At 45.0% G+C, this 20,176-nt stretch carries 19 protein-coding genes (1 of these 19 only partly in view); 13 read left to right on the forward strand and 6 right to left on the reverse strand.

Features of this window, described 5'->3' with window-relative positions; all coding sequences use genetic code 11:
* The first annotated feature begins 128 nt into the window (after positions 1-128).
* The 6 genes from PPIS_RS15100 (at position 129) to PPIS_RS15125 (ending at position 7,139) form a co-directional block, all read left to right on the forward strand.
* Complete coding sequence (locus tag PPIS_RS15100; RefSeq protein WP_010376822.1) at positions 129-2,018, forward strand: transglycosylase SLT domain-containing protein; 1,890 nt, start codon at positions 129-131, stop codon at positions 2,016-2,018.
* Between the two features lie 94 nt (positions 2,019-2,112).
* Positions 2,113-3,435 (forward strand): Xaa-Pro dipeptidase, encoded by a 1,323-nt coding sequence (gene pepQ, locus PPIS_RS15105; RefSeq protein WP_010376819.1) that lies wholly within the window; start codon positions 2,113-2,115, stop codon positions 3,433-3,435.
* Between the two features lie 67 nt (positions 3,436-3,502).
* Entirely contained in the window at positions 3,503-4,120 is a 618-nt protein-coding gene (locus PPIS_RS15110) for a YigZ family protein (protein ID WP_010376817.1), read from the forward strand.
* A 63-nt stretch (positions 4,121-4,183) separates the two neighbouring features.
* Entirely contained in the window at positions 4,184-5,635 is a 1,452-nt protein-coding gene (locus tag PPIS_RS15115) for a TrkH family potassium uptake protein (RefSeq protein ID WP_010376815.1), read from the forward strand.
* Positions 5,636-5,793: 158 nt separating this feature from the next.
* Entirely contained in the window at positions 5,794-6,327 is a 534-nt protein-coding gene (locus PPIS_RS15120; RefSeq protein WP_238322942.1) for a hypothetical protein, read from the forward strand.
* Positions 6,328-6,455: 128 nt separating this feature from the next.
* Positions 6,456-7,139, forward strand: a complete 684-nt coding sequence (locus tag PPIS_RS15125) for a flagellar brake domain-containing protein (RefSeq protein WP_010376812.1) — start codon at positions 6,456-6,458, stop codon at positions 7,137-7,139.
* A 6-nt stretch (positions 7,140-7,145) separates the two neighbouring features.
* On the opposite strand, the gene trkA is transcribed toward PPIS_RS15125, so the two are convergent.
* Genes trkA through def form a run of 4 tightly spaced genes read right to left on the reverse strand, consistent with a single transcriptional unit; the run spans position 7,146 to position 11,317 of the window.
* Entirely contained in the window at positions 7,146-8,537 is a 1,392-nt protein-coding gene (gene trkA / locus PPIS_RS15130; protein WP_276324810.1) for a Trk system potassium transporter TrkA, read from the reverse strand.
* A 6-nt stretch (positions 8,538-8,543) separates the two neighbouring features.
* Positions 8,544-9,827 (reverse strand): 16S rRNA (cytosine(967)-C(5))-methyltransferase RsmB, encoded by a 1,284-nt coding sequence (gene rsmB / locus PPIS_RS15135; protein WP_010376807.1) that lies wholly within the window; start codon positions 9,825-9,827, stop codon positions 8,544-8,546.
* On the reverse strand, positions 9,824-10,771 hold the full coding sequence (gene fmt / locus PPIS_RS15140; RefSeq protein ID WP_010376805.1) for a methionyl-tRNA formyltransferase: 948 nt from the start codon (positions 10,769-10,771) through the stop codon (positions 9,824-9,826). The genes rsmB and fmt overlap by 4 nt, the downstream gene beginning before the upstream one ends.
* Before the next feature lie 33 nt (positions 10,772-10,804).
* Positions 10,805-11,317: a peptide deformylase gene (gene def / locus PPIS_RS15145; RefSeq protein WP_010376803.1), complete on the reverse strand. Its 513-nt coding sequence runs from the start codon at positions 11,315-11,317 to the stop codon at positions 10,805-10,807.
* 127 nt (positions 11,318-11,444) lie between these two features.
* Between def and PPIS_RS15150 the strand changes: the two genes are divergently transcribed.
* The 7 genes from PPIS_RS15150 to PPIS_RS15180 all read left to right on the forward strand — a co-directional run bounded on the left by PPIS_RS15150 (position 11,445) and on the right by PPIS_RS15180 (position 17,902).
* On the forward strand, positions 11,445-12,584 hold the full coding sequence (locus PPIS_RS15150) for a LysM peptidoglycan-binding domain-containing protein (protein WP_010376801.1): 1,140 nt from the start codon (positions 11,445-11,447) through the stop codon (positions 12,582-12,584).
* A gap of 48 nt (positions 12,585-12,632) precedes the next feature.
* Positions 12,633-13,715 (forward strand): DNA-processing protein DprA, encoded by a 1,083-nt coding sequence (dprA, locus tag PPIS_RS15155; RefSeq protein ID WP_010376799.1) that lies wholly within the window; start codon positions 12,633-12,635, stop codon positions 13,713-13,715.
* 4 nt (positions 13,716-13,719) lie between these two features.
* On the forward strand, positions 13,720-14,193 hold the full coding sequence (locus tag PPIS_RS15160) for a DUF494 family protein (protein ID WP_010376797.1): 474 nt from the start codon (positions 13,720-13,722) through the stop codon (positions 14,191-14,193).
* A 197-nt stretch (positions 14,194-14,390) separates the two neighbouring features.
* Positions 14,391-14,957 (forward strand): DNA topoisomerase family protein, encoded by a 567-nt coding sequence (locus PPIS_RS15165; RefSeq protein WP_010376795.1) that lies wholly within the window; start codon positions 14,391-14,393, stop codon positions 14,955-14,957.
* Complete coding sequence (tsaC, locus tag PPIS_RS15170; RefSeq protein WP_010376794.1) at positions 14,954-15,532, forward strand: L-threonylcarbamoyladenylate synthase type 1 TsaC; 579 nt, start codon at positions 14,954-14,956, stop codon at positions 15,530-15,532. The genes PPIS_RS15165 and tsaC overlap by 4 nt, the downstream gene beginning before the upstream one ends.
* An 8-nt stretch (positions 15,533-15,540) precedes the next feature.
* Entirely contained in the window at positions 15,541-16,452 is a 912-nt protein-coding gene (hemF, locus tag PPIS_RS15175; RefSeq protein WP_010376793.1) for an oxygen-dependent coproporphyrinogen oxidase, read from the forward strand.
* Between the two features lie 103 nt (positions 16,453-16,555).
* Positions 16,556-17,902, forward strand: coding sequence for an IS1182 family transposase (locus PPIS_RS15180; RefSeq protein WP_096040876.1), 1,347 nt, complete (start codon positions 16,556-16,558; stop codon positions 17,900-17,902).
* Positions 17,903-18,118: 216 nt separating this feature from the next.
* On the opposite strand, the gene PPIS_RS15185 is transcribed toward PPIS_RS15180, so the two are convergent.
* A complete protein-coding gene (locus PPIS_RS15185; RefSeq protein ID WP_010379483.1) occupies positions 18,119-19,726 on the reverse strand; it encodes a methyl-accepting chemotaxis protein in 1,608 nt (535 codons plus the stop codon).
* 105 nt (positions 19,727-19,831) lie between these two features.
* Positions 19,832-20,176 carry the 3' portion of a group II truncated hemoglobin gene (locus PPIS_RS15190; protein ID WP_010379482.1) on the reverse strand. 105 nt of this gene lie beyond the right edge of the window, so 345 of the gene's 450 nt are visible here — the last part of the coding sequence; its start codon lies off the right edge, out of view; it ends in the stop codon at positions 19,832-19,834.

Raw genomic sequence — 20,176 nt, forward strand, 5'->3', positions numbered from 1 at the left:
TGTCATTTATGAGCATGCTCGCAAGTGACAAGCCGAGTTTTGGTCTTCAGCGCCATCTTTAGATAAGCATAATTTGGCTGTATTTCAATTTAGGTGTGTATTCTTTTGGCAGATAAAAAAGGGTTTGCATGACATATTGGTTACCCCGCTTAGCTGCAGGCAGCTTATGTATGGTGAGCTGGCTCTGTGCAGCCGATAGCACTCACGACGAATTTAAAGAGGCTGAGCGTGTCGCTTGGTCTGGTAATTATAGTAATTTTAAAGCTGCAACAGCGCAGCTCGATCACCCACTTAAGCCGTACGTTGAAAAGGCGTTTTATGAACGTCATCCTAAGCTCAAGTACCAGCAAGAAATTCAGCACTTTTTAACGGTATACGAACACACCCCATTAGAATGGCCAGTACGCTCTGCTTGGCTCGATTATTTAAAGCGTCATGAAAAGAAAGCACGATTCATCGAGTTTTATCGTGAGACCAGCGATATTGAACTCAAGTGTACGTATTTAGCGTATCAGTTGGACTTAGGCGCGCCAAAAAAAGCCATTCTTGATCAGGTAACCGATATTTGGACGGTGGGAAAGTCTCAGCCTAAAGCCTGTGATGGCCTTTTTAGCCAATGGCAAAAGGCGGGGTATAGAACGCCTGAACGTGTCTGGCAACGTATTTCCAGTGCCGCGCAATCAGGTCAAACGTCACTGCTAGATTATCTTGAGAAGCTGTTACCAAAAAATGAGGCGTATCTTGCCGAGCTTTATAAAAAGGTTCGCCAAGATCCGAGTGCGGCTGCTGGGCTTTATCGGTTTAGTAAACGTACTGAAAAAGAAGCCGAAATTGCGGTATATGGTGTAAGACGCCTAGTTTGGCGCGATCCTGATTTAGCGCTGCGTGCCTGGCAGAAGATGCAGGATATGTTTACCTTTACCCAGCAGCAAAAGGATAGCGTTGCTTATCGTTTTGCTCTGGCACTTGCGTCTAAAGGCCATGAAGACGCACGGTTTTGGCTAAATAAAGTGCCCAAATCGCTGCAGGACAAAAAGCTACTCCAGTGGCTGATGAGTAACATGCTGAAAGAGCAAGATTGGGAAGGGATCTCGGCCTTATTCGTGGGTCACGAGCAGCTTAGCAATGGTCAACAATACTGGCTTGCATATAGCCTCGCGAAGCGTAGCGAATTGGCGAAGGCTAACGAGATTTGGCAGCAATTAGCACAAGAGCGTGATTACTACGGCTTTTTGGCTGCTGCCCGGTTGGGATTACCTGTCTCACTAAATGAAGAGCCGTTAAATGTTGACCCCAGCATTGTAGAAAGGGTATCTCATGCGCCTGGTTTTAAGCGAGCAAAGGCTTTATACGAGCTGGAAAGGTATACTCAAGCACGCCGAGAGTGGAACTACCTTACTAATACTTCAAGCAAAGAGGAAAAGCTTGCAGCATCCATATTGGCTGCTGAGTTTGATTGGTACGACAGCACTATTTTTACTCTTGCTCAGATCAAAGCTTGGGATTACGTTGATTTGCGTTTCCCGATGGCGTTTAAAGATCTGTTCACTAAATATAGTGAACGTAATCGAGTCGATGTCGCATGGAGCATTGCGATTGCTCGTCGGGAAAGCTCTTTCGCTCCGGATGCTCGCTCGAGTGCGGATGCTCACGGTTTAATGCAGCTGCTGCCAAGCACCGCAAAATATGTTAATAACCGCAAGCGCGTGGCAAAAAATCGCCTCTATCATCCGGCCACAAACATTCGCTTGGGGACCAGTTATTTAGAGTATTTGAAGCGTAAAAATGCCGGAAATGAGATTTTGGCGACAGCATCGTACAACGCGGGTTATCATAGAATTAAGCGTTGGCTGCCGTCAGAGGCCATGCCTGCAGAGCTTTGGATTGAGCTGATCCCGTATCGAGAAACACGTGACTACGTGAAAAATGTGATGGCATATCGACAGGTTTACCATACCCGTCTTGGTCGTGATGGCAACATATTGGCAAGTATCTTGGATATGAAAATTGTGAAATAACCGCACATGGCTGGTGCTTAGACTCAGTTCGTCGTTTTTAGGTAGCAGCTATGATAGACTCGATAGTATGTGAATTTTTGAAAATGGGTACACCATGGATAAGTTAGCAAATTTATACGCAGAGCATATTGCCACGTTGCAACAGCGTACAAGAACGATAGTAGAACGAGAAGGACTGGATGGACTTGTGATCCATTCGGGGCAAGCAAAGCGTCAATTCCTTGATGATATGTACTATCCGTTTAAAGTTAACCCGCAATTTAAAGCTTGGTTGCCTGTTATCGATAATCCGCATTGCTGGATTGTGGTCAATGGCAGTGACAAGCCGAAACTCATTTTTTATCGTCCGGTTGATTTTTGGCATAAAGTGCCTGACGAGCCGAGAGATTTTTGGGCAGAGTATTTTGATATTCAACTGCTGGTTAAGCCAGATCAGGTTGAACAGCTACTGCCATACGACAAAGCAAACTATGCCTATATCGGTGAATATTTAGAGGTTGCACAAGCGCTTGGCTTTACTCAAGTGAATCCGGAGCCGGTGATGAACTTCTTGCATTATCATCGTGCATATAAAACTCAGTATGAAATGGCATGTTTACGTGAAGCGAGCCGTCTTGGTGTGCTTGGTCATATGGCGGCACGCGATGCCTTCTTTGCTGGTGGCTCCGAGTTTGAAATTCAACAAGCTTATCTTAATGCAACTCAGCATATGGAAAACGATACACCGTATGGCAATATTGTCGCCTTGAATGAAAATTGTGCGATTTTGCACTATACCCATTTTGAGCGTAAAGCGCCGAGTAAGCACTTGTCATTTTTGATTGATGCCGGTGCAAACTTTAACGGTTATGCGTCAGATATTACCCGTACTTATGATTTTGCTAAACAAGGCGAGTTTGCCGAGTTGGTGAAAGTCATGAACGATCACCAAATTGAGTTGGGCAAAGCATTGCAACCGGGCAAACTATACGGTGAGCTGCATATCGATTGTCATAATCGCGTGGCGCAAGTGCTGAGTGACTTTGGTATTGTTAAGCTTGATGCTCAGGCCATCGTCGAGAAGGGGATTTCTTCCACTTTCTTCCCTCATGGTCTCGGTCACCATATTGGTTTACAGGTACACGATATGGGCGGATTCATGGCTGATGAAGCCGGTACGCACCAAGCACCACCTGAAGGTCACCCGTTCTTGCGTTGTACTCGTAAGATAGAGGCTAATCAGGTGTTCACTATTGAGCCTGGGTTATACTTCATCGATTCATTGTTGGAAGACTTGGCGCAAACAGAAAACAAACAGTATATCAATTGGGATAAGGTTGATGCACTGAAGCCTTACGGTGGTATCCGTATTGAAGATAACATCATTGTGCATGAAGATAGACTAGAAAATATGACGCGAGATTTCGGCCTCGAGTAAGCTGACTTCTAGCGCTAAAAGTAAGTATATTTGGGGGCCGATTGGCTCCCTTTTAGTTTGGAACATTATGTCTGAATATTTCATTCCGAGTGGATCACTGAGTCATCATGAGGAAATTAAGAAAAGCACGTTTATCGTGCATTTGGCCCACACGCCAACCATCGAAGATGCTAAAGCGTTTATTAAACAGATTAATGACGCGTATCCCGATGCAAGACACAATTGTTGGGCACACATCGCTGGGCCCCCAGGTGGCAGCCATGTATTAGGGTTTTCTGATGATGGAGAGCCTAACGGGACGGCTGGTAAGCCAATGCTCAATGTGCTGATGGGATCAGGGATTGGTGAGATCACTGCGGTGACGACGCGTTATTTCGGTGGTATTAAGCTCGGCACTGGGGGATTGGTCAGAGCCTATGGTGGTACGCTTAATAACGCGCTAGCACAGCTAAGCACGACTAAAAAGGTACCGGCTTCTATTATTGTTGGCCACAGTGATTACCATCTTCAAGGTGTGATAGAGCAGCTATTACAAAGTCAGTTTACAGTGCTAAATTTAGATAAAGAATACGCTGCTAATATTACCTGGAAAATAGCAGTAGATAGTCGTGAAACACAACAAATCATTGATGCTATTTATGAATTAACCAATGATGTTGTATTATTTAAGCAACTCAAGGAGTAGGCTCTACTTCTTTACATTCACTAATTAACCTCTGGTTAAATAACAAAAAGCGCAGCGTACAAAATGCAATTTCGTACCATAATAAAAATACTCGGGCAGTTAGTCGCTCTATTTAGTATCACTATGGTGCCACCAGCCATTGTATCTTTGATATACAAAGATGGTGGTGGTGTACCTTTTGTTTTAGCTTTCATTTTTAGTGTGCTAATGGGTCTGTTTGCGTACTACCCAAACCGCAAGGAAAACGGCGATCTTAAAGCCAGAGAAGGCTTCTTAATCGTTGTCTTATTCTGGTTGGTACTGGGGTCGTTTGCGTCATTGCCGCTTATTTTCTTAGATAAACCGAATCTATCTCTAGCAGATGCCGTGTTTGAAGCTTTTTCTGGGCTGACAACTACAGGGGCTACGGTCTTGACGGGCATAGAACATTTACCTAAAGCGGTATTATTTTATCGCCAGCAGTTGCAGTGGCTTGGTGGTATGGGGATCATCGTATTGGCCGTAGCCGTTCTTCCTATGCTTGGGGTTGGTGGCATGCAGTTATATCGTGCCGAAACACCCGGTCCAGTTAAAGACTCAAAAATGACACCGCGTATTGCCGATACCGCCAAGCACCTTTGGTATATCTATGTATCTCTAACGGCGGCTTGTACGCTGGCTTACTGGATAGCAGGAATGAATTGGTTTGATGCTATCTGTCATGCGTTTGCCACGATAGCCATCGGCGGCTTCTCAACCTATGATGCTTCTATGGGTTACTTCGATAATCCATTTATTAATGTTATTTGTGTCGTCTTCTTGTTGATTGCTGCCATTAACTTCTCGCTACATTATGCTGCGGTATCGAGTCGCAATATTAAAGCCTATTTGCGAGATCCTGAGTTTAAAGTCTTTCTGTTTATCCAGTTAGCGTTGGTGGTGATTTGTTTTGCGGTATTGTCGTCAAACAATGTCTATGAAACGGGTGATGAGACCTTAGATCAAGCGATGTTTCAGGCTGTGTCAATTAGTACTACCGCGGGCTTTGCGACCGATAGCTTCTCAACCTGGCCGCTGTTTTTACCTATTCTCTTGATTTTCTCCAGCTTCATTGGAGGCTGTGCTGGCTCTACGGGTGGTGGTATGAAGGTTGTACGTGTCTTCTTGCTCTATTTACAGGGGATCCGTGAGCTTAATCGTTTAGTGCATCCGCGTGCTATATACTCGATAAAATTGGGTCGAAAGGCACTACCAGATAAAGTGGTTGAGGCTGTATGGGGGTTCTTCTCGGCTTATGCACTGGTGTTTGTGATTATTATGATTGCATTGCTGGGGACGGGACTCGATAACATTACTGCATTTTCAGCAACTGCGGCTTGTCTAAACAATTTGGGACCAGGGTTGGGAGACGTTGCGGCGCATTATGGTGATATTAGTGATACCGCAAAGTGGATCCTTACGCTTGCAATGGTCTTTGGTCGCTTAGAGATCTTCACACTGTTAGTCTTATTTACTCCTACCTTCTGGCGTGGGTAACTGTGCTTAAGTAGTGGGCTCTTTTGCTGAGAGCCTACAACTGACAGTGTCATTACCTCGTTTCTGCCACTCTAGTGACAAGTTGTCATCTTATTTTTGAACTTCGCAAAGAAAAAGTTAATAAAAATTTCAAAAACTCGGATTTTCGGGGTTTTCAAGTGTCAGTATTTTTACAACGATTTAACTTGGAGGCGACGATATTGCTTGCCACACGCTTTTCAGATAAAGGATTTAAAGTGATAAAGGGATTTGCTGCTAGCCATGAGCAGGGTTTAGGTATGCAGCTTATAGAACGAAGCGTAATACAGTTGAATAGCTTAATCGATGAAGTCGGTTACTTGCAGCTTAATCAGCTTACATTAGGTCGTGCCCAGAGTTATGACTTATTTCATCAAGTTGGCTGTGAGAGCGGTGCGCGTTTCGTTGTTCAAGTGATCTCAGAAAATGAGCTCTGGCAAAAGCGCCAGATACCAGCAATTGTCGATGATTTTGAGACTGAGGGAGTGGGCTGTTTATTCAAGCGTGATGTCTCGGGTATATTATTTGTTGCTAAGCGCAATAGCGAACCTATGATGTTGTTTATTGAAGCTGAAGAGCTCGCATTGCCACAAAGTTCACTCGAAGTACAAAGCAGAATGATGACCCTAAGAGATGGCGCATTAATGCTAAAAAGCCACTTTTTAGTAAAGTAATTGACCCCTTTTTAGGTATTGTTGGTAGTCGAAGAGTTGTAATTAATCTGAATTCAGTTTTAAATAGCCTTCCGCTAAAACTGCTACAATAAAAAAGTAGTAGAGTGAACTCAGGAAGGGTTGGATCCATGTTAAAAACTCAGGAGGTTGGGCAGGATACTTTGCTCACCGCTATCAGCGCAGGAAGTATTGTTGACTTAGAAATTTGTTTACCGGCAAATAGCAAAAGAGTAAAAACAGAATACGTCGGTATGCTCCAAGGGGCGTTTTTAATTCTTAACCATCCCAACCCTAAGCGATTAGGCGCGGCGCTGGACTTTGTGATGGAAGGGACTTCGGTTATCGTCCGAGCTTTGCTCGAGAATGGCGATGGGCAAGTCATTGCATTCAAATCGCAAATAAAAGCGGTCTCAGTCCATCCCGCGCGGCTTATTTTTCTTTATTTACCCGAAAAAGTACAAACCTACAAACTCCGCTCGCAAAACCGTGTGCCAACCTTAATCCCCGCAAAATTTCACTGCCATGGCAGTAGAGATGTTGGGGTAATAAAAGACATTTCACTTGCTGGTTTACAGCTAGACTTAACGTCGATTGATGCCGAGCATATGGAAGAGGGGCTGAAATGTGAGGTTTTCATTGAAGGAAAAGAAGGGAATCAGATCACGCTAGAGGGCGATATTCGGCGCATAAAGAGCCATGATCAAATCGTCTCTTTAGGTATTCACTTAACCTCAGCTCCGGACATAATCCGTAGTGTATTAAAAGATTACCTAATCGATTTGTCTATTTTTCAAGATCAACAAGATACCTAGGGCGCTTTAAACGAATAAAGCGCTTACTTGGAAGAGTTTTTCCACAACACCGATTTGTTTTTTGTCAATCAGGAACATGATCACATGGTCACCTGAGAGAATAATGGTATCGTCATGTGCGATCAGTACATCTTCATCACGGACAATTGCACCGATAGTCGCGCCCGGTGGTAATTTAATATCTCGAATTGCACGACCGACAACTTTAGAAGTGTTTTCATCACCATGTGCGACAGCTTCAATGGCCTCTGCTGCACCTTTACGCAATGAATAAACGTTAACGATATCACCACGGCGAACATGGGTGAGTAGTGCTGAGATAGTCGCTTGCTGTGGTGAGATAGCAATATCAATGTCGCCACCTTGCACGAGATCGACGTAGGCACCACGTTGAATAAGCGCCATAGTCTTTTGTACACCCATACGTTTTGCAAGCATCGCAGCCATAATGTTGGCTTCGTCGTCGTTCGTCACCGCGATGAACACGTCTACTTGTTCTATATGTTCTTCTGATAGCAGTTCTTGGTCTGAGGCATCGCCACAAAAAACCACCGTATTATCGAGCGTTTCAGACAATTGTGTGGCACGAGCTTGATTGCGTTCAATAAGTTTAACGCTATGGTTCTTGTCTAATGAGCTGGCCAGTCCCGCACCTATGTTACCGCCACCTGCAATCATAATTTTCTTGTAAGAGCGTTCGAGCTTTTGTAGCTCGTTCATGACCGCGCGAATATGCTTGGTTGCGGCGATAAAGAAGACTTCATCATCGGCTTCAATTATGGTGGTGCCGAGTGGTTTGATGGCTTTGCCTTGACGATAAATAGCGGCAACACGGGTATCGACGTTTGGAATATGCTCTTTTAATGCAGAAAGTGCATAGCCAACGAGTAAACCGCCGTAATAAGCCTTAACCGCCACGAGTGACAGCATACCCTCGGCAAATTGCAGCACCTGCAAAGCGCCTGGATAATCTATTAGCCTGCGGATATATTGCGTTACAAGCTGCTCCGGTGCGATGTAATGGTCGACCGGTAGGTCGTCATTATGAAACAGCTTCTCTTTGTACTTTAAGTACTGCTCAGAGCGGATCCGCGCAATTTTGGTCGGCGTATTGAAAATACTATAGGCAACCTGACACGCAATCATATTGACTTCATCTGAGCTGGTTACGGCGATTATCATGTCGGCGTCTTCAGCACCTGCTTGACGTAAGATCTCAGGGTGAGCACTGTGGCCAGTGACCCCCTGTAGATCGTATTTGTCTTGCAGCTCTCTTAAGCGCTCGCCATCGATGTCGACAACGGTAATTTCATTTTCTTCACCGACGAGGTTTTCTGCCAGTGTCCCGCCGACTTGGCCGGCGCCTAAGATGATGATTTTCATATTGGTTAGGTCGATTTTCTATTATTGTTTTGTCAACTTTGCGTAGTAAAACCCATCGCTCAATCCGGGTAATAGCTGCAAGCCTGGTTGTGTTTGTGTGTCTGCATCATGCAAAGGTATAAGCGTCGCATCAGGGGTCACAGAAAGAAAGCGTGCGATCTGTTGCTGGTTCTCTTGCGGCAGTACCGAGCAGGTAGCATAAACTAGTGTGCCACCGGGCTTAAGCAATGGCCAGATTTTATCAATAATTTGTGCCTGTAACGTCACCAAGTTATCAATATCAGAAGCGCGTCTTAGCCATTTGATGTCAGGGTGTCTTCTAATAACGCCAGTTGCAGAGCAAGGTACATCCAATAAGATGCGATCATATTGCTCGCCATCCCACCATGCTTCGGGGTCACTTGCATCGCCCTCAAGGCATTTGGCCGACAATCCGATACGCTCAAGGTTTTGCTCTACGCGTTGCAAGCGATCACTATCAGCGTCAATTGCAGTCACTTTGGCGTCTGCTAACTCCAAAATATGGCAAGTCTTACCGCCTGGGGCGGCACAAGCATCAAGGATATTTTCACCTGCTTGTGGTGCTAATAATCTCGCTGCTTTTTGGGCGGCTGCATCCTGCACTGAGCAAGCGCCAGCGGCAAATTGTGGTAGCGCATAAACGTCAATCGGGCTATCAAGCAAGATCCCGTCCGGGTATTCGCTATGAAGCTGATAGGCTACCCCTTCTTGGTCTAGCAGAGCTGCGTAATCGGCAGTAGAGAATTGCGATTGGTTTACGCGCAGCCACATTGGTGCTTGTTGTTGATTCGCTTCTAAAATAGCTTGCCATTGAGTTGGGTAAGCCGCTTTTAGTTGATTGATAAACCAGCCCGGGTGGTTGTATAAACAAGCTGGGATTTCGGCTGCACTGGTTTCTAGTTCGACCTGATGACGTTGGAAGCTGCGTAAAATTGCGTTAACTAAGCCTTTCATGCCAGGAGCTCTTAGTGGCGTGAGTGCGTTTACAGTTTCGGCTACTGCAGCATGAGCTGGTACGCGCATATGTTGTAGTTGGTAAATACCCACATATAGCAAAAACTGGAAAACACGGCGCTTACCTTTAAGCGGTTGCTCAAGTAACTGCTGGCAATAGTGTTCAAGTGAAGGCAAATATCTTAATACGCCGTAGCAAATTTGCTGTAGCAAGGCTTTGTCTTTACCGTCTAACTGGCTGGTGGCAAGTGGTAGTTGAGCACTTAACGACGCGCCTTTATCGACGACTTGAAATAGGGTTTGGGCAGCGAGTGCGCGTACATTACTCACGCGTCACCAACCTTAGCACCAATTGCTACCCAGTCGGCTCGACCATTCAAAAAGTCTTGTGCAGACATGGGCTTTTTACCTTGTGGTTGCAAGGTGTGAATTTCCAATGCCTGTGTGCCACAGGCAATTACGATACCGTGTTTGTCTGCACGTAGCACATGACCTGCATCACCTTGCTCATCTATTACCTTCGCTTGCCAAATCTTGACGCTGTTACCTGCCATATTGGTAAAGCAAACCGGCCATGGATTAAATGCGCGGATGTTACGTTCAATTTGCGCAGCTTCCATCTGCCAGTCAATGTCGGCTTCTTCTTTGCTTAGCTTCTTAGCATAATTCGCTAGTGTATCGTCTTGCTTTTCTGGCGTGATCTCGCCCGCAGATAAGCGTGCTAGTGTATCAATAAGCGCGTCAGGGCCAAGTTCAGCAAGTTTGTTGTAGAGATCTGCACTGGTATCAGTAGCTGTAATAGGACTGCGAGCGATGTGCAACATATCACCGGTATCTAGGCCCTCGTCCATTTGCATGATCGTTACGCCAGTTTCATTGTCGCCAGCCCAAATAGCACGCTGAATAGGCGCTGCGCCTCGCCATCGCGGTAAAATTGAGCCATGAACATTCAGGCACCCGAGTCGAGGAGTATCTAAAATAGCTTTTGGTAATAATACCCCGTAGGCAACAACAACCATGACATCGGCGCCAAGCGCAGCTAGTTCTGCCTGTGCTTCCGGTGTTTTTAATGATTGCGGTTGTAGCACTGGCAGGTTGTGTTCTTGTGCTAGCACTTTTACTTCACATGCTTTGAGCTTTTTACCACGTCCAGCTGGGCGGTCGGGCGGGCAGTACACTGCCACGACGTCATGTTGTGATTGAATAAGTGCGTCAAGGTGGCGCGCTGCAAAGTCAGGCGTGCCTGCGAAAACGATACGCAAAGGATTACTCACGAAATACCCTAAAGTCAGTTAGTTGGAGGTTGGTTAAGCTTGCTTCGCAGCGAGCTTAGCTTCTTTTTCGAGCTTCTTACGAATACGATCACGCTTTAGTGGTGATAGGTAATCGATAAATAGCTTACCAACTAAATGGTCTAATTCGTGTTGAATACAAACGGCAAGCAGACCATCTGCGTCTAATTCATACGTTTCACCATGTTCGTTTGTTGCCTTTACCGTGACGGTTTCAGCACGATCTACTTTTGCGTATGAATATGGCACTGACAAGCAGCCTTCTTCACTCACAGTAGAGCCATCGCGTTTGGTTATTTCTGGGTTGATTAATACGCGCGGTTCGTCGCGCTCTTCAGAAACGTCAATAACGACGATTCGCTGATGAATATCCACTTGCGTAGCCGCAAGGCCGATACCATTTTCATCGTACATAGTTTCCAGCATGTCTTTAACTATTTGACGTACTTCGTCATTAACCTCTGCTACAGGCTGTGCGACAGTGCGTAAACGCTCATCTGGGAACTTTAAAACTTCTAATATGGCCATGATTACCCTAAATCAATTTATCGTGTAAGCTGTTGTAAGCTAGTGTATGGTCTTATTTTAGCCATTCAAGTTCCCCTTTAACAGGTTTTGGTGGATAATAACCAAAAATAACCACAAGGAAGCCATCATGAAATATCCGATTGCTGCATTAATACTCGCTGGCTGCTCAGTTTTCTCTGTGAAAGCGGACACTTTGTCTGTAAAAGCAGATGCGCCGCAGCGTTATGTGGTGAAAAAAGGCGATACCTTGTGGGATATTTCAAAAATGTACTTACGTTCTCCATGGAAGTGGAAGCAATTGTGGCAGTGGAACCCTAGTATTCAAAACCCAGATCTGATTTATCCAGGAGACAGTCTTAAACTACTCTACGATGAAAATGGTAATCCGATGCTGGTGTTAGACAAAGGTGTGAAGAAACTGTCGCCGCATACGCGTATTGTTAACCAAAAAGCGGCTGCCATTCCTACGTTACCACTCCCTATCATGGAACCTTTTTTGCGTTTTGAGCAAGCGCTTTCTGAGTCGGAATTTTCTGATAGTCCAATTGTACTGGGAGCCAATCGCAATATTAAAAATGCGACTCCGGGTCATCTCTTGTACGTTAAAGCTGATTTAGTCAAAGGCGGGCACTATGCCATCTATCGTCGTGGTGAAACCTACCGTACCTTAGACAACCAACAACTGCTTGGCTTGGAAGCCGTGTTAGTTGGTTCAGGCCATGTGGTTGAGCAGGGAGATATCGTGGCGGGGCGTCCAGCAAAGCTACAGTTAGAAGTTGCCAAACAAGAGGTTAGGGCCGGGGATATTGTGCTACCCATATCTACAGGACAAAGTTTTCCGGCACAGTTTTCTATGTCTCGCCCTGAGCAACAAACTTCGGGCCGTATTATTGCGAGCGATAATAAGCTCAGAGAGTTTAGCACCATGAGTGTAGTGGTGTTGGATGTGGGCAGTAAAGCGCAGCTAAAAGAGGGACATGTCCTTGATATCGTAAGGCAATCGCCTACAGTTATAGAAAGCCAACACGGTCCGCGCTATATTGAAGATGCATCAAGACTCGACAAACTGATCACCGAAATGGGATCTTGGTTTGGTGAGGAAAACGATGACGATAGCGTAGTATGGCATATGCCAAAGGAAAAAGTCGGTGAGCTGATGGTCTTTAAAGTGTACGAAGACTTAAGCTACGCTATGGTTGTTGAAACTTCGGAGCCGATCCGCGTTGGTGATCATGTACAAGCATTCAAGGAAACTGCCAGTAATTAAGTGGTAGAATTTCTCCTTGAGTGAAGTCAGTAAACTCAAGGAGAGAGTATGAAACAAGCTAAACTAGCTCAAGCTTTGGCATTAACCCTGTGCCAAGGGCTGGGTATCAAAACCATCACCGCATTACTTAATCAAGTCCCCCTTGCGCAATTATTCACATTAAACCAAGATGAGCTTTGTAAGCTTGGGCTGCAAGAAAATGTTGCTGCTAACTTAGCGTGCACAGATTGGTCTCGTATCGAGCACATACTGGCTTATTGTCAACGTCAGCAAATTCATGCTGTATCTTTGTTTTCTCCTGAATATCCCGAGCAACTAAAAGAGATCTGTAATCCTCCCTTAGTACTATTTTGCAGAGGGAATATTGCGTTATTAAAACAACCACAAATTGCGATTGTTGGTAGTCGCAGTTCAACGAGAACTGGGCTTGGGCTTGCACATGAATTTGCACAGGGCTTAAGTCGCTCAGGGTTGGTGGTGACGTCGGGTATGGCAAGAGGAATTGATGGCGCAGCGCACCAAGGTGCACTTGATGTTCAAGGAGAAACCATTGCCGTGCTAGGGACAGGTGTTGATGTTGTTTACCCCAAACGCCATCAACGGCTTTATGAAGATATCGTGCAGCATGGTTTGGTGGTGAGTGAATTCTTACCAAACACTCAGGCAAATAGTAATCATTTTCCGCGGCGCAATCGCATAATCTCGGGTTTATCTTTGGGTGTTTTGTTGGTTGAAGCCGAAGTAAAAAGTGGCTCGCTGATCACCGCACGCTATGCATTGGAGCAAAATAAAGAAGTGTTTGCGATCCCTGGCTCAATTAAAAATCGATTAAGTAGCGGTTGTCATTACCTGATCAAGCAAGGGGCAAAACTCACCGAAAATATTGAGGATATTTTGGAAGAAGTGAGCTTTTTTTGTGAAAACAGTCTATATAGTATAGAAATAGGGGAGCAAAAAGAGGAGCAATGTCCCGTATTAGAAAACCTTGGCTTTGAGGTGACGTCAGTTGACACTTTAACGCAAAGGACCCAGTGGCCAGTAGAGCAGGTGATTGCCAGACTATTGGATCTAGAACTCGAAGATAAAGTAGAGCGTGTACTCGACGGCTACATAAAACTCGCGAGGGGTTAAGAAGATGTTTGATATTTTAATGTATTTATTTGAGAACTATATTCACAGTGAGGCAGAAATCTTTGTCGAACAAAACGAACTCACCGATGAACTCCTTCGCGCCGGCTTTAATCAAGGCGAAATATACAAAGCGCTTGATTGGCTTGAGCAACTTGCAGATTTACAACACAGTGACGAAAACCCCTATTTAAATGCTAAACCGGACCATGCAACACGGATCTACACCGACAGCGAGTGCAATATGCTAGACGTTGAGAGCCGTGGTTTTTTAATGTTTGTGGAACAAGTCGGAGTGATTGACAGTACCACCAGAGAAATGGTGATGGATCGTTTATTCGCGTTGGATAAAACCTATATCAGCCTAGATGATTTAAAGTGGGTGATACTAATGGTGCTATTTAATGTGCCGGGTAAAGAACATGCTTATGCGCAGATGGAAGATCTGATTTTTACCGAGCCTGCATCTGTAGTTCATTAACTCTGTTCTAGCATGACAAGTTTCCTTCGGTAAGTTGAGGTTTTGACCTCAGCTTACCGCCTTTTAAATAATGTTCCTGCTTAGTTGAAAACACTGATATCAAATACTTGCAAGGAGGAATTTCATCATTTCCTTGACCCTAAAAACGAGGCTATTATATTAGGCGCATACTTGCACAAGGGGGCGGTGGTAAAGCGATGAGTAAAATAGACCATGCATTATTTAATGCAGACAAACATGCATTAGAAAAAGAGTATGAAGTATGCCCAGAATGTGGCTCTGAGCTGGTAATCAAAAACAGTAAAAATGGTCCATTTATTGGCTGCGCTAGCTACCCAACTTGTGATTATATTCGCCCACTCGCACACCATGATAGCCATGTAATTAAAGTACTAGAAGATGTGGCTTGTCCTGAATGCGGCAAAGATTTAGTGATAAAAAATGGCCGCTATGGCATGTTTATTGGCTGTACGGGGTATCCTGATTGCCACTATATTGGTCATGAAGATGCGCCACCCACAGCGGCGTTGCCAGCGTGTCCAAAATGCCAAAAAGGCAACCTAATTCAGCGTAAAAATAAGTTTGGTAAACACTTTTATAGTTGTGACACTTATCCAAGTTGTAAGTATACCTTGAACGCCAAGCCTGTAGAGCAGACCTGCCCTGAGTGTCATTGGCCCGTGCTGGTGGAGAAAACCCGAGCGGGTAAAGCTGTGCTACAATGCCCGCAGAAATCATGTCAAAAGATAGTGGAAATACCGTGAGTAATGACAATAAAGCGGATACTGCGACAATAACAACGCCTGAGTCAGCACTTCAAGCTGGCGAAGTGATCTGTTATCCAACGGAAGCCATTTATGGTTTAGGCTGTGATCCTGATAACCAAGATGCGGTCACTAAGTTACTAACAATCAAATCTCGACCCATAGAAAAAGGGTTAATCTTAATCGCCGACAATTATGGTCAATGTTTGCCCTACGTGGATGACAATAAAATCCCGATGGATAAGCGCGCTGATATTTTTTCGTCATGGCCTGGCGCCATTACTTGGTTATTGCCAGCGAAAGCCAGTACGCCGCATTGGTTAACAGGGGGACACGACACTATCGCTATTCGAGTTACTAGCCACCCCATTGTAAAGCAGTTATGTCAACGCTTTGGTAAGCCGATTGTATCTACCAGTGCCAATGTAACGGGTCAAACTCCAGTTGCTTCGTTGTCGGAAGCTCGTAGCCAGTTTGGCTCACAAGTTGGCTATTATGTTGAAGGTGAGTTAGGCGGTAATACGACCCCAAGCGTCATTAAAAATGCAATGACTGGCCAAGTGATCCGAGGATAAAAAGTACCATGAGTAAAATAAACCTAGAGACCGTTAAAGCCTTTTTATTACAACTACAAGATAATATCTGCCAAGGCTTAGAGGCTGCCGATGGTAACGCTCAGTTTGTTGAAGATGCCTGGGAGCGTGCTGAAGGTGGTGGCGGTCGCACTCGCGTGATCCGTAATGGCGATGTTATTGAGCAAGGCGGGGTAAACTATTCACATATTTTTGGCGCTTCTATGCCAGCCTCAGCGACGGCGCACCGTCCAGAGTTAGCAGGCAGAAGCTTCCATGCCTGTGGGGTATCTTTAGTGATCCATCCCAAGAATCCCAATATTCCAACTAGTCACGCCAATGTGCGCTTTTTCATTGCTGAGAAAGAAGGTGAAGAGCCGATTTGGTGGTTTGGTGGTGGTTTTGATTTAACGCCATTTTATCCAGTTCTTGAGGATGTGAAGCACTGGCACCAAGTTGCAAAGGATTTGTGCGCACCATTTGGTGACGTGGTATACGGTGACTACAAAAAGTGGTGTGATGAATATTTCTATTTAAAACATCGAGATGAGACTCGAGGTGTGGGTGGTTTATTCTTTGATGACTTAAACCAATGGGGCTTTGAAAAGAGCTTTGCATTTATGCAAGCTGTTGGTAACGGCTTCCTTGATGCTTATCTGCCTATTGTTGAAAAACGCAAAGATACACCGTATAGCGAACAAGAGCGTCAATTCCAGCTATATCGCCGAGGCCGTTACGTTGAATTTAATCTGGTATGGGATCGAGGCACATTGTTTGGTCTACAAACAGGTGGACGTACCGAGTCTATTTTAATGTCGATGCCACCATTGGCACGTTGGGAGTATGACTTCCAGCCAGATCCAGGATCGAAAGAAGCTGAGCTGTATAATTATCTTACGCCAAAGAATTGGTTGGCGATGTAATAGAGTAAAAAGGAGCCTCGGCTCCTTTCAGACTCTTGAAAAAGGGCTGGACACAGATCTAGCCCTTTGATCTAATAAGCGTAGTGAGTTTAGGGAGTTCACCATGCTTAAAGACAAAACCCCTCAGCAATATGAACTAGAAATGGTCGCTATCGACCAATTGGTTCCAAAAGACCATTTAGTTCGCCTGATTGACCTTGCGATTGATTTCGAATTCATCCGCGATGAAGTCGCCCATCTCTACTGTAAAAACAATGGTCGCCCAGCGGTTGACCCAGTGCGAATGTTCAAGATTTTATTTCTTGGATACCTGTTTGGCATTCAAAGCGAGCGTCGCTTGATTAAGGAAATCCAAGTCAATGTCGCATATCGTTGGTTTTTAGGTATGGGACTAACTGAAGATGTCATCCACCACTCGACGCTAAGCCAAAACCGCATAAAGCGCTTTAAAGACAGCAATATTTATCAATCCATCTTCGATAACATTGTCCGCCAAGCGATGAAACAAAAACTCATAGGTGGCTATAGCTTATTTGCTGACAGTACACACCTCAAAGCCAATGCCAATAAAAAGCGCTATGACATAGAAGACTTAAAAGTCAGTCCTTCAGTGTATGTAGAGCAATTGAACGAAGCAGTACTGCAAGACCGGGAGGATGAAGGAAAAAAGCCCCTGAAGTGTAAGGAAGAAACAACTTGCACAAAACCAACCAAAGTCAGCCGCACCGACCCAGATAGCGGGTTTATGGTACGGGATGAAAAGCCAAAAGGGTTCTTCTATCTAGACCATCGAATTGTGGATGGTAAACACGGCATTATTGTTGATACACACGCCACCGCAGGCAATGTCCATGACTCACAACCTATTATCAGTCGACTCGACAGAGCGCTCGATACCTTTGCACTCAACCCTATCGCGGTTGGGCTAGATGCAGGCTATTTTACCGCCGCGGTATGCCACAATCTGGAAGAAAGGCAATTAGTTGGCGTGCTGGGGTATCGAAGACCAAATAAAAAGAAAGGCTACTTCGCCAAACGTGAGTATCAATATCAAGCCGATACAGATACTTACCTGTGCCCGCAAGGTGAAACTCTAATCTACAAAACAACAAGCCGAACAGGCTATCGTCACTATCATTCCGACCCGAGCAAATGTGGACGCTGTCCAGTCAGAAATCAATGTACAGCCAGTAAAAATCAAACCAAAGTTATAACGCGGCATGTTTGGCAATCGAGCGTAGAAAACGCCAATGCGATTAGGCTGAGCGACTGGGGTAAAAAGCTCTATCGACGACGAGCCGAAACGGTGGAAAGAAGCTTCGCTGATGCGAAACAACATCATGGACATCGCTACTGCAGATATAGAGGTCTGTCAAAAGTGACCGCGCAGTGCTTGTTAGCAGCGGCATGTCAAAATATGAAGAAAATGGCGCTCATGGCTGCACACTAGCAAAAACCTCGAAAACTCCCCCTAAAAGCCCTCAAAATGATCTTGGACACACCAAATCACAATAATTAGCCTAGCCAACACAAAAAAACCAACGCTGAAACTTACGGCAGAGAACACTGCTCCAACAACTGGGAAAAATAAACCCCGCTTAAAAAAGCGGGGTTTATCATCAATCTGAAAGGTAGCCTCGGCTCCTTTTTACTTTTAGCGGTTCACTTAGTTTAATTTAAATCCGCGCACTTGCTCATCCAAATCGCGCGCAAGGGTGAGTAACTCCTCACTGATCTGTTTAGAGCCGTGGGCATCAACTAGTGAGCGTTCAGCATTATCGCTAATCGCGACTACGCTACGATTGATTTCTTCAGCGGCCAAGTTTTGCTGCTCAGTGGCATCGGCAATTTGCAGGTTTAAGGCATTAATTTCGTGCATCTGTGTCGAGATGTCTTTTAGCGCTTGTGCCACTTTCTTGACCTGATGTGCGCGGTCATCTGCTTCTTCGCAAGAAGCACTCATTGCTGCCACGGTTTGTTGTGCCTCGGACTGTAGCTTATCGATAGTGCGTTTGATTTCATCGGTTGAGTCATGTGTTCGTGTCGCAAGTGTTCTGACTTCGTCCGCAACAACCGCAAACCCTCTTCCTGCTTCCCCGGCGCGCGCGGCTTCTATTGCTGCATTGAGCGCTAAGAGATTGGTTTGCTCCGCGATACTACTGATCACTTCGAGTACTTTACCCACTTCAAGAGTTTGTGCTTGAAGCTGAGAAACTTGTTCTGCAGCTTGCCTTACATCTTGTGCTAATTGGTTGATACTTTGCTCAGTATGATTAGCAACAGCCATGCTTTCCTCTGCGAGGTGATTGCTGCTATCCGACTTTTCTGATGCAAAGTGGGTGGTATTTTTTACTTCACTTGAAGAGCTTTCAAGCTCATTAATCGCGGCTGCAACAGAGTCCGTCCCTTGTTTTTGCTCTTGAATGGCAAGCTCAGTGGTTTCCGCTGAAGCATATATAGATTCTGCTGAGTGAATAAGTATTTTCGAAGAGTTGGATAACTGCGCAATATTGTCTTTAAAGCTATCCATCATTTTATTGAAGTTAATCGCCAAGCGTCCAAGCTCGTCATCGACTTGGTCGTCTATTCGTAATGATAGGTCTTTATTCGTCGTTGCGAGGCGCATGATTCGGCCTAGCGTTTTTAGTCGTACTATAAAGAGCTTCCTAAAAAGTACGCCTAAAATCACAAAGGTGGTAATAAAGATAGCAGAGAGAAGCGCAGTGCTAAACCAGGTATTAGTCTGTACCGTATTATCAATATCATCCAAAGAGTAGCTGATCCGCACAACACCGAGCACATCGCCTTCCTTTGCCTGATGACAACCCAAGCAATTTGTTCCTTTATAGCTTTCTTTGGCCACCATCGGCTTTAAATAAGTCATGATGCGACTACCGTCGCGCTGTTCAATAACTAAGGTTTCTTTCCCGTTCAATGCATCAAACTCAGCCTCAGAGTTAGGTGCTTGATTTGCATTACCTGGACCGTAAAGCTTATTAACTTGCTCGGAGCGGATAATATGCGCATCTTCGATATTTGGATGATTGCGAATTTTATCACTCAGAATTTCACGGTTTGCCATGGTGCCGGTCAGCATCATAGTATTGATAGAGTCAAAGTAATTATCTGCCAGTAGCTTAATATTACTTTCGACGGTTTCTTCAGCGAGCGTCTTTTGTTGACTGCTGCTACTAAGGATACTGGCAATCAAGACGAGCACGCCCGTCACTGCCAGTAACGCATAAATTTTATGTTGAATAGATTTCACACGCATCGCACCTGTACACAATTAGAACAGTGATTATGCATCTCTACTCAAGAACGGGACTTGACCTAGCGCAAAATAGTCGTGTAATTTTAATTAACTAATACTTTAGTTTTATTCCTGATTAATCATATGTGTCGCAAGCTGAGCGAGGGACTGCCTTAATCCTTCTCTTAATAATGGATTTCCTACCTCTAAGTCTAATGCTTTATTCATGCAGTGCATCCATTGATCCCGCAAATCTTGGTCGATAGGAAAGGGCATATGGCGCATTCTTAAACGTGGGTGGCCGTATTTTTCTGCAAAAAGATCTGGCCCGCCTAACCAACCAGAAAGAAATTCAAAAAATACCTGTCTGATCCTATCTAATGGTTGTGGATGCATATCGTAAAGCGGCTTTGCATAGGGGTCGGTTGCCATAATATCGTAAAAGCGGTTAGCAAGATCGCGGGCGCCTTG

It is taken from the genome of Pseudoalteromonas piscicida, assembly GCF_000238315.3.
Lineage (GTDB): Bacteria > Pseudomonadota > Gammaproteobacteria > Enterobacterales > Alteromonadaceae > Pseudoalteromonas > Pseudoalteromonas piscicida.

Bases quoted from the DNA above. Each gene is read 5' to 3' on its own strand.
- PPIS_RS15100 (WP_010376822.1), top strand. From the start codon at position 129: ATGACATATTGGTTACCCCGCTTAGCTGCAGGCAGCTTATGTATGGTG.
- pepQ (WP_010376819.1), top strand. From the start codon at position 2,113: ATGGATAAGTTAGCAAATTTATACGCAGAGCATATTGCCACGTTGCAA.
- PPIS_RS15110 (WP_010376817.1), top strand. From the start codon at position 3,503: ATGTCTGAATATTTCATTCCGAGTGGATCACTGAGTCATCATGAGGAA.
- PPIS_RS15115 (WP_010376815.1), top strand. From the start codon at position 4,184: ATGCAATTTCGTACCATAATAAAAATACTCGGGCAGTTAGTCGCTCTA.
- PPIS_RS15125 (WP_010376812.1), top strand. From the start codon at position 6,456: ATGTTAAAAACTCAGGAGGTTGGGCAGGATACTTTGCTCACCGCTATC.
- def (WP_010376803.1), bottom strand. From the start codon at position 11,317: ATGGCCATATTAGAAGTTTTAAAGTTCCCAGATGAGCGTTTACGCACT.
- PPIS_RS15150 (WP_010376801.1), top strand. From the start codon at position 11,445: ATGAAATATCCGATTGCTGCATTAATACTCGCTGGCTGCTCAGTTTTC.
- dprA (WP_010376799.1), top strand. From the start codon at position 12,633: ATGAAACAAGCTAAACTAGCTCAAGCTTTGGCATTAACCCTGTGCCAA.
- PPIS_RS15160 (WP_010376797.1), top strand. From the start codon at position 13,720: ATGTTTGATATTTTAATGTATTTATTTGAGAACTATATTCACAGTGAG.
- PPIS_RS15165 (WP_010376795.1), top strand. From the start codon at position 14,391: ATGAGTAAAATAGACCATGCATTATTTAATGCAGACAAACATGCATTA.
- hemF (WP_010376793.1), top strand. From the start codon at position 15,541: ATGAGTAAAATAAACCTAGAGACCGTTAAAGCCTTTTTATTACAACTA.
- PPIS_RS15180 (WP_096040876.1), top strand. From the start codon at position 16,556: ATGCTTAAAGACAAAACCCCTCAGCAATATGAACTAGAAATGGTCGCT.
- PPIS_RS15185 (WP_010379483.1), bottom strand. From the start codon at position 19,726: ATGCGTGTGAAATCTATTCAACATAAAATTTATGCGTTACTGGCAGTG.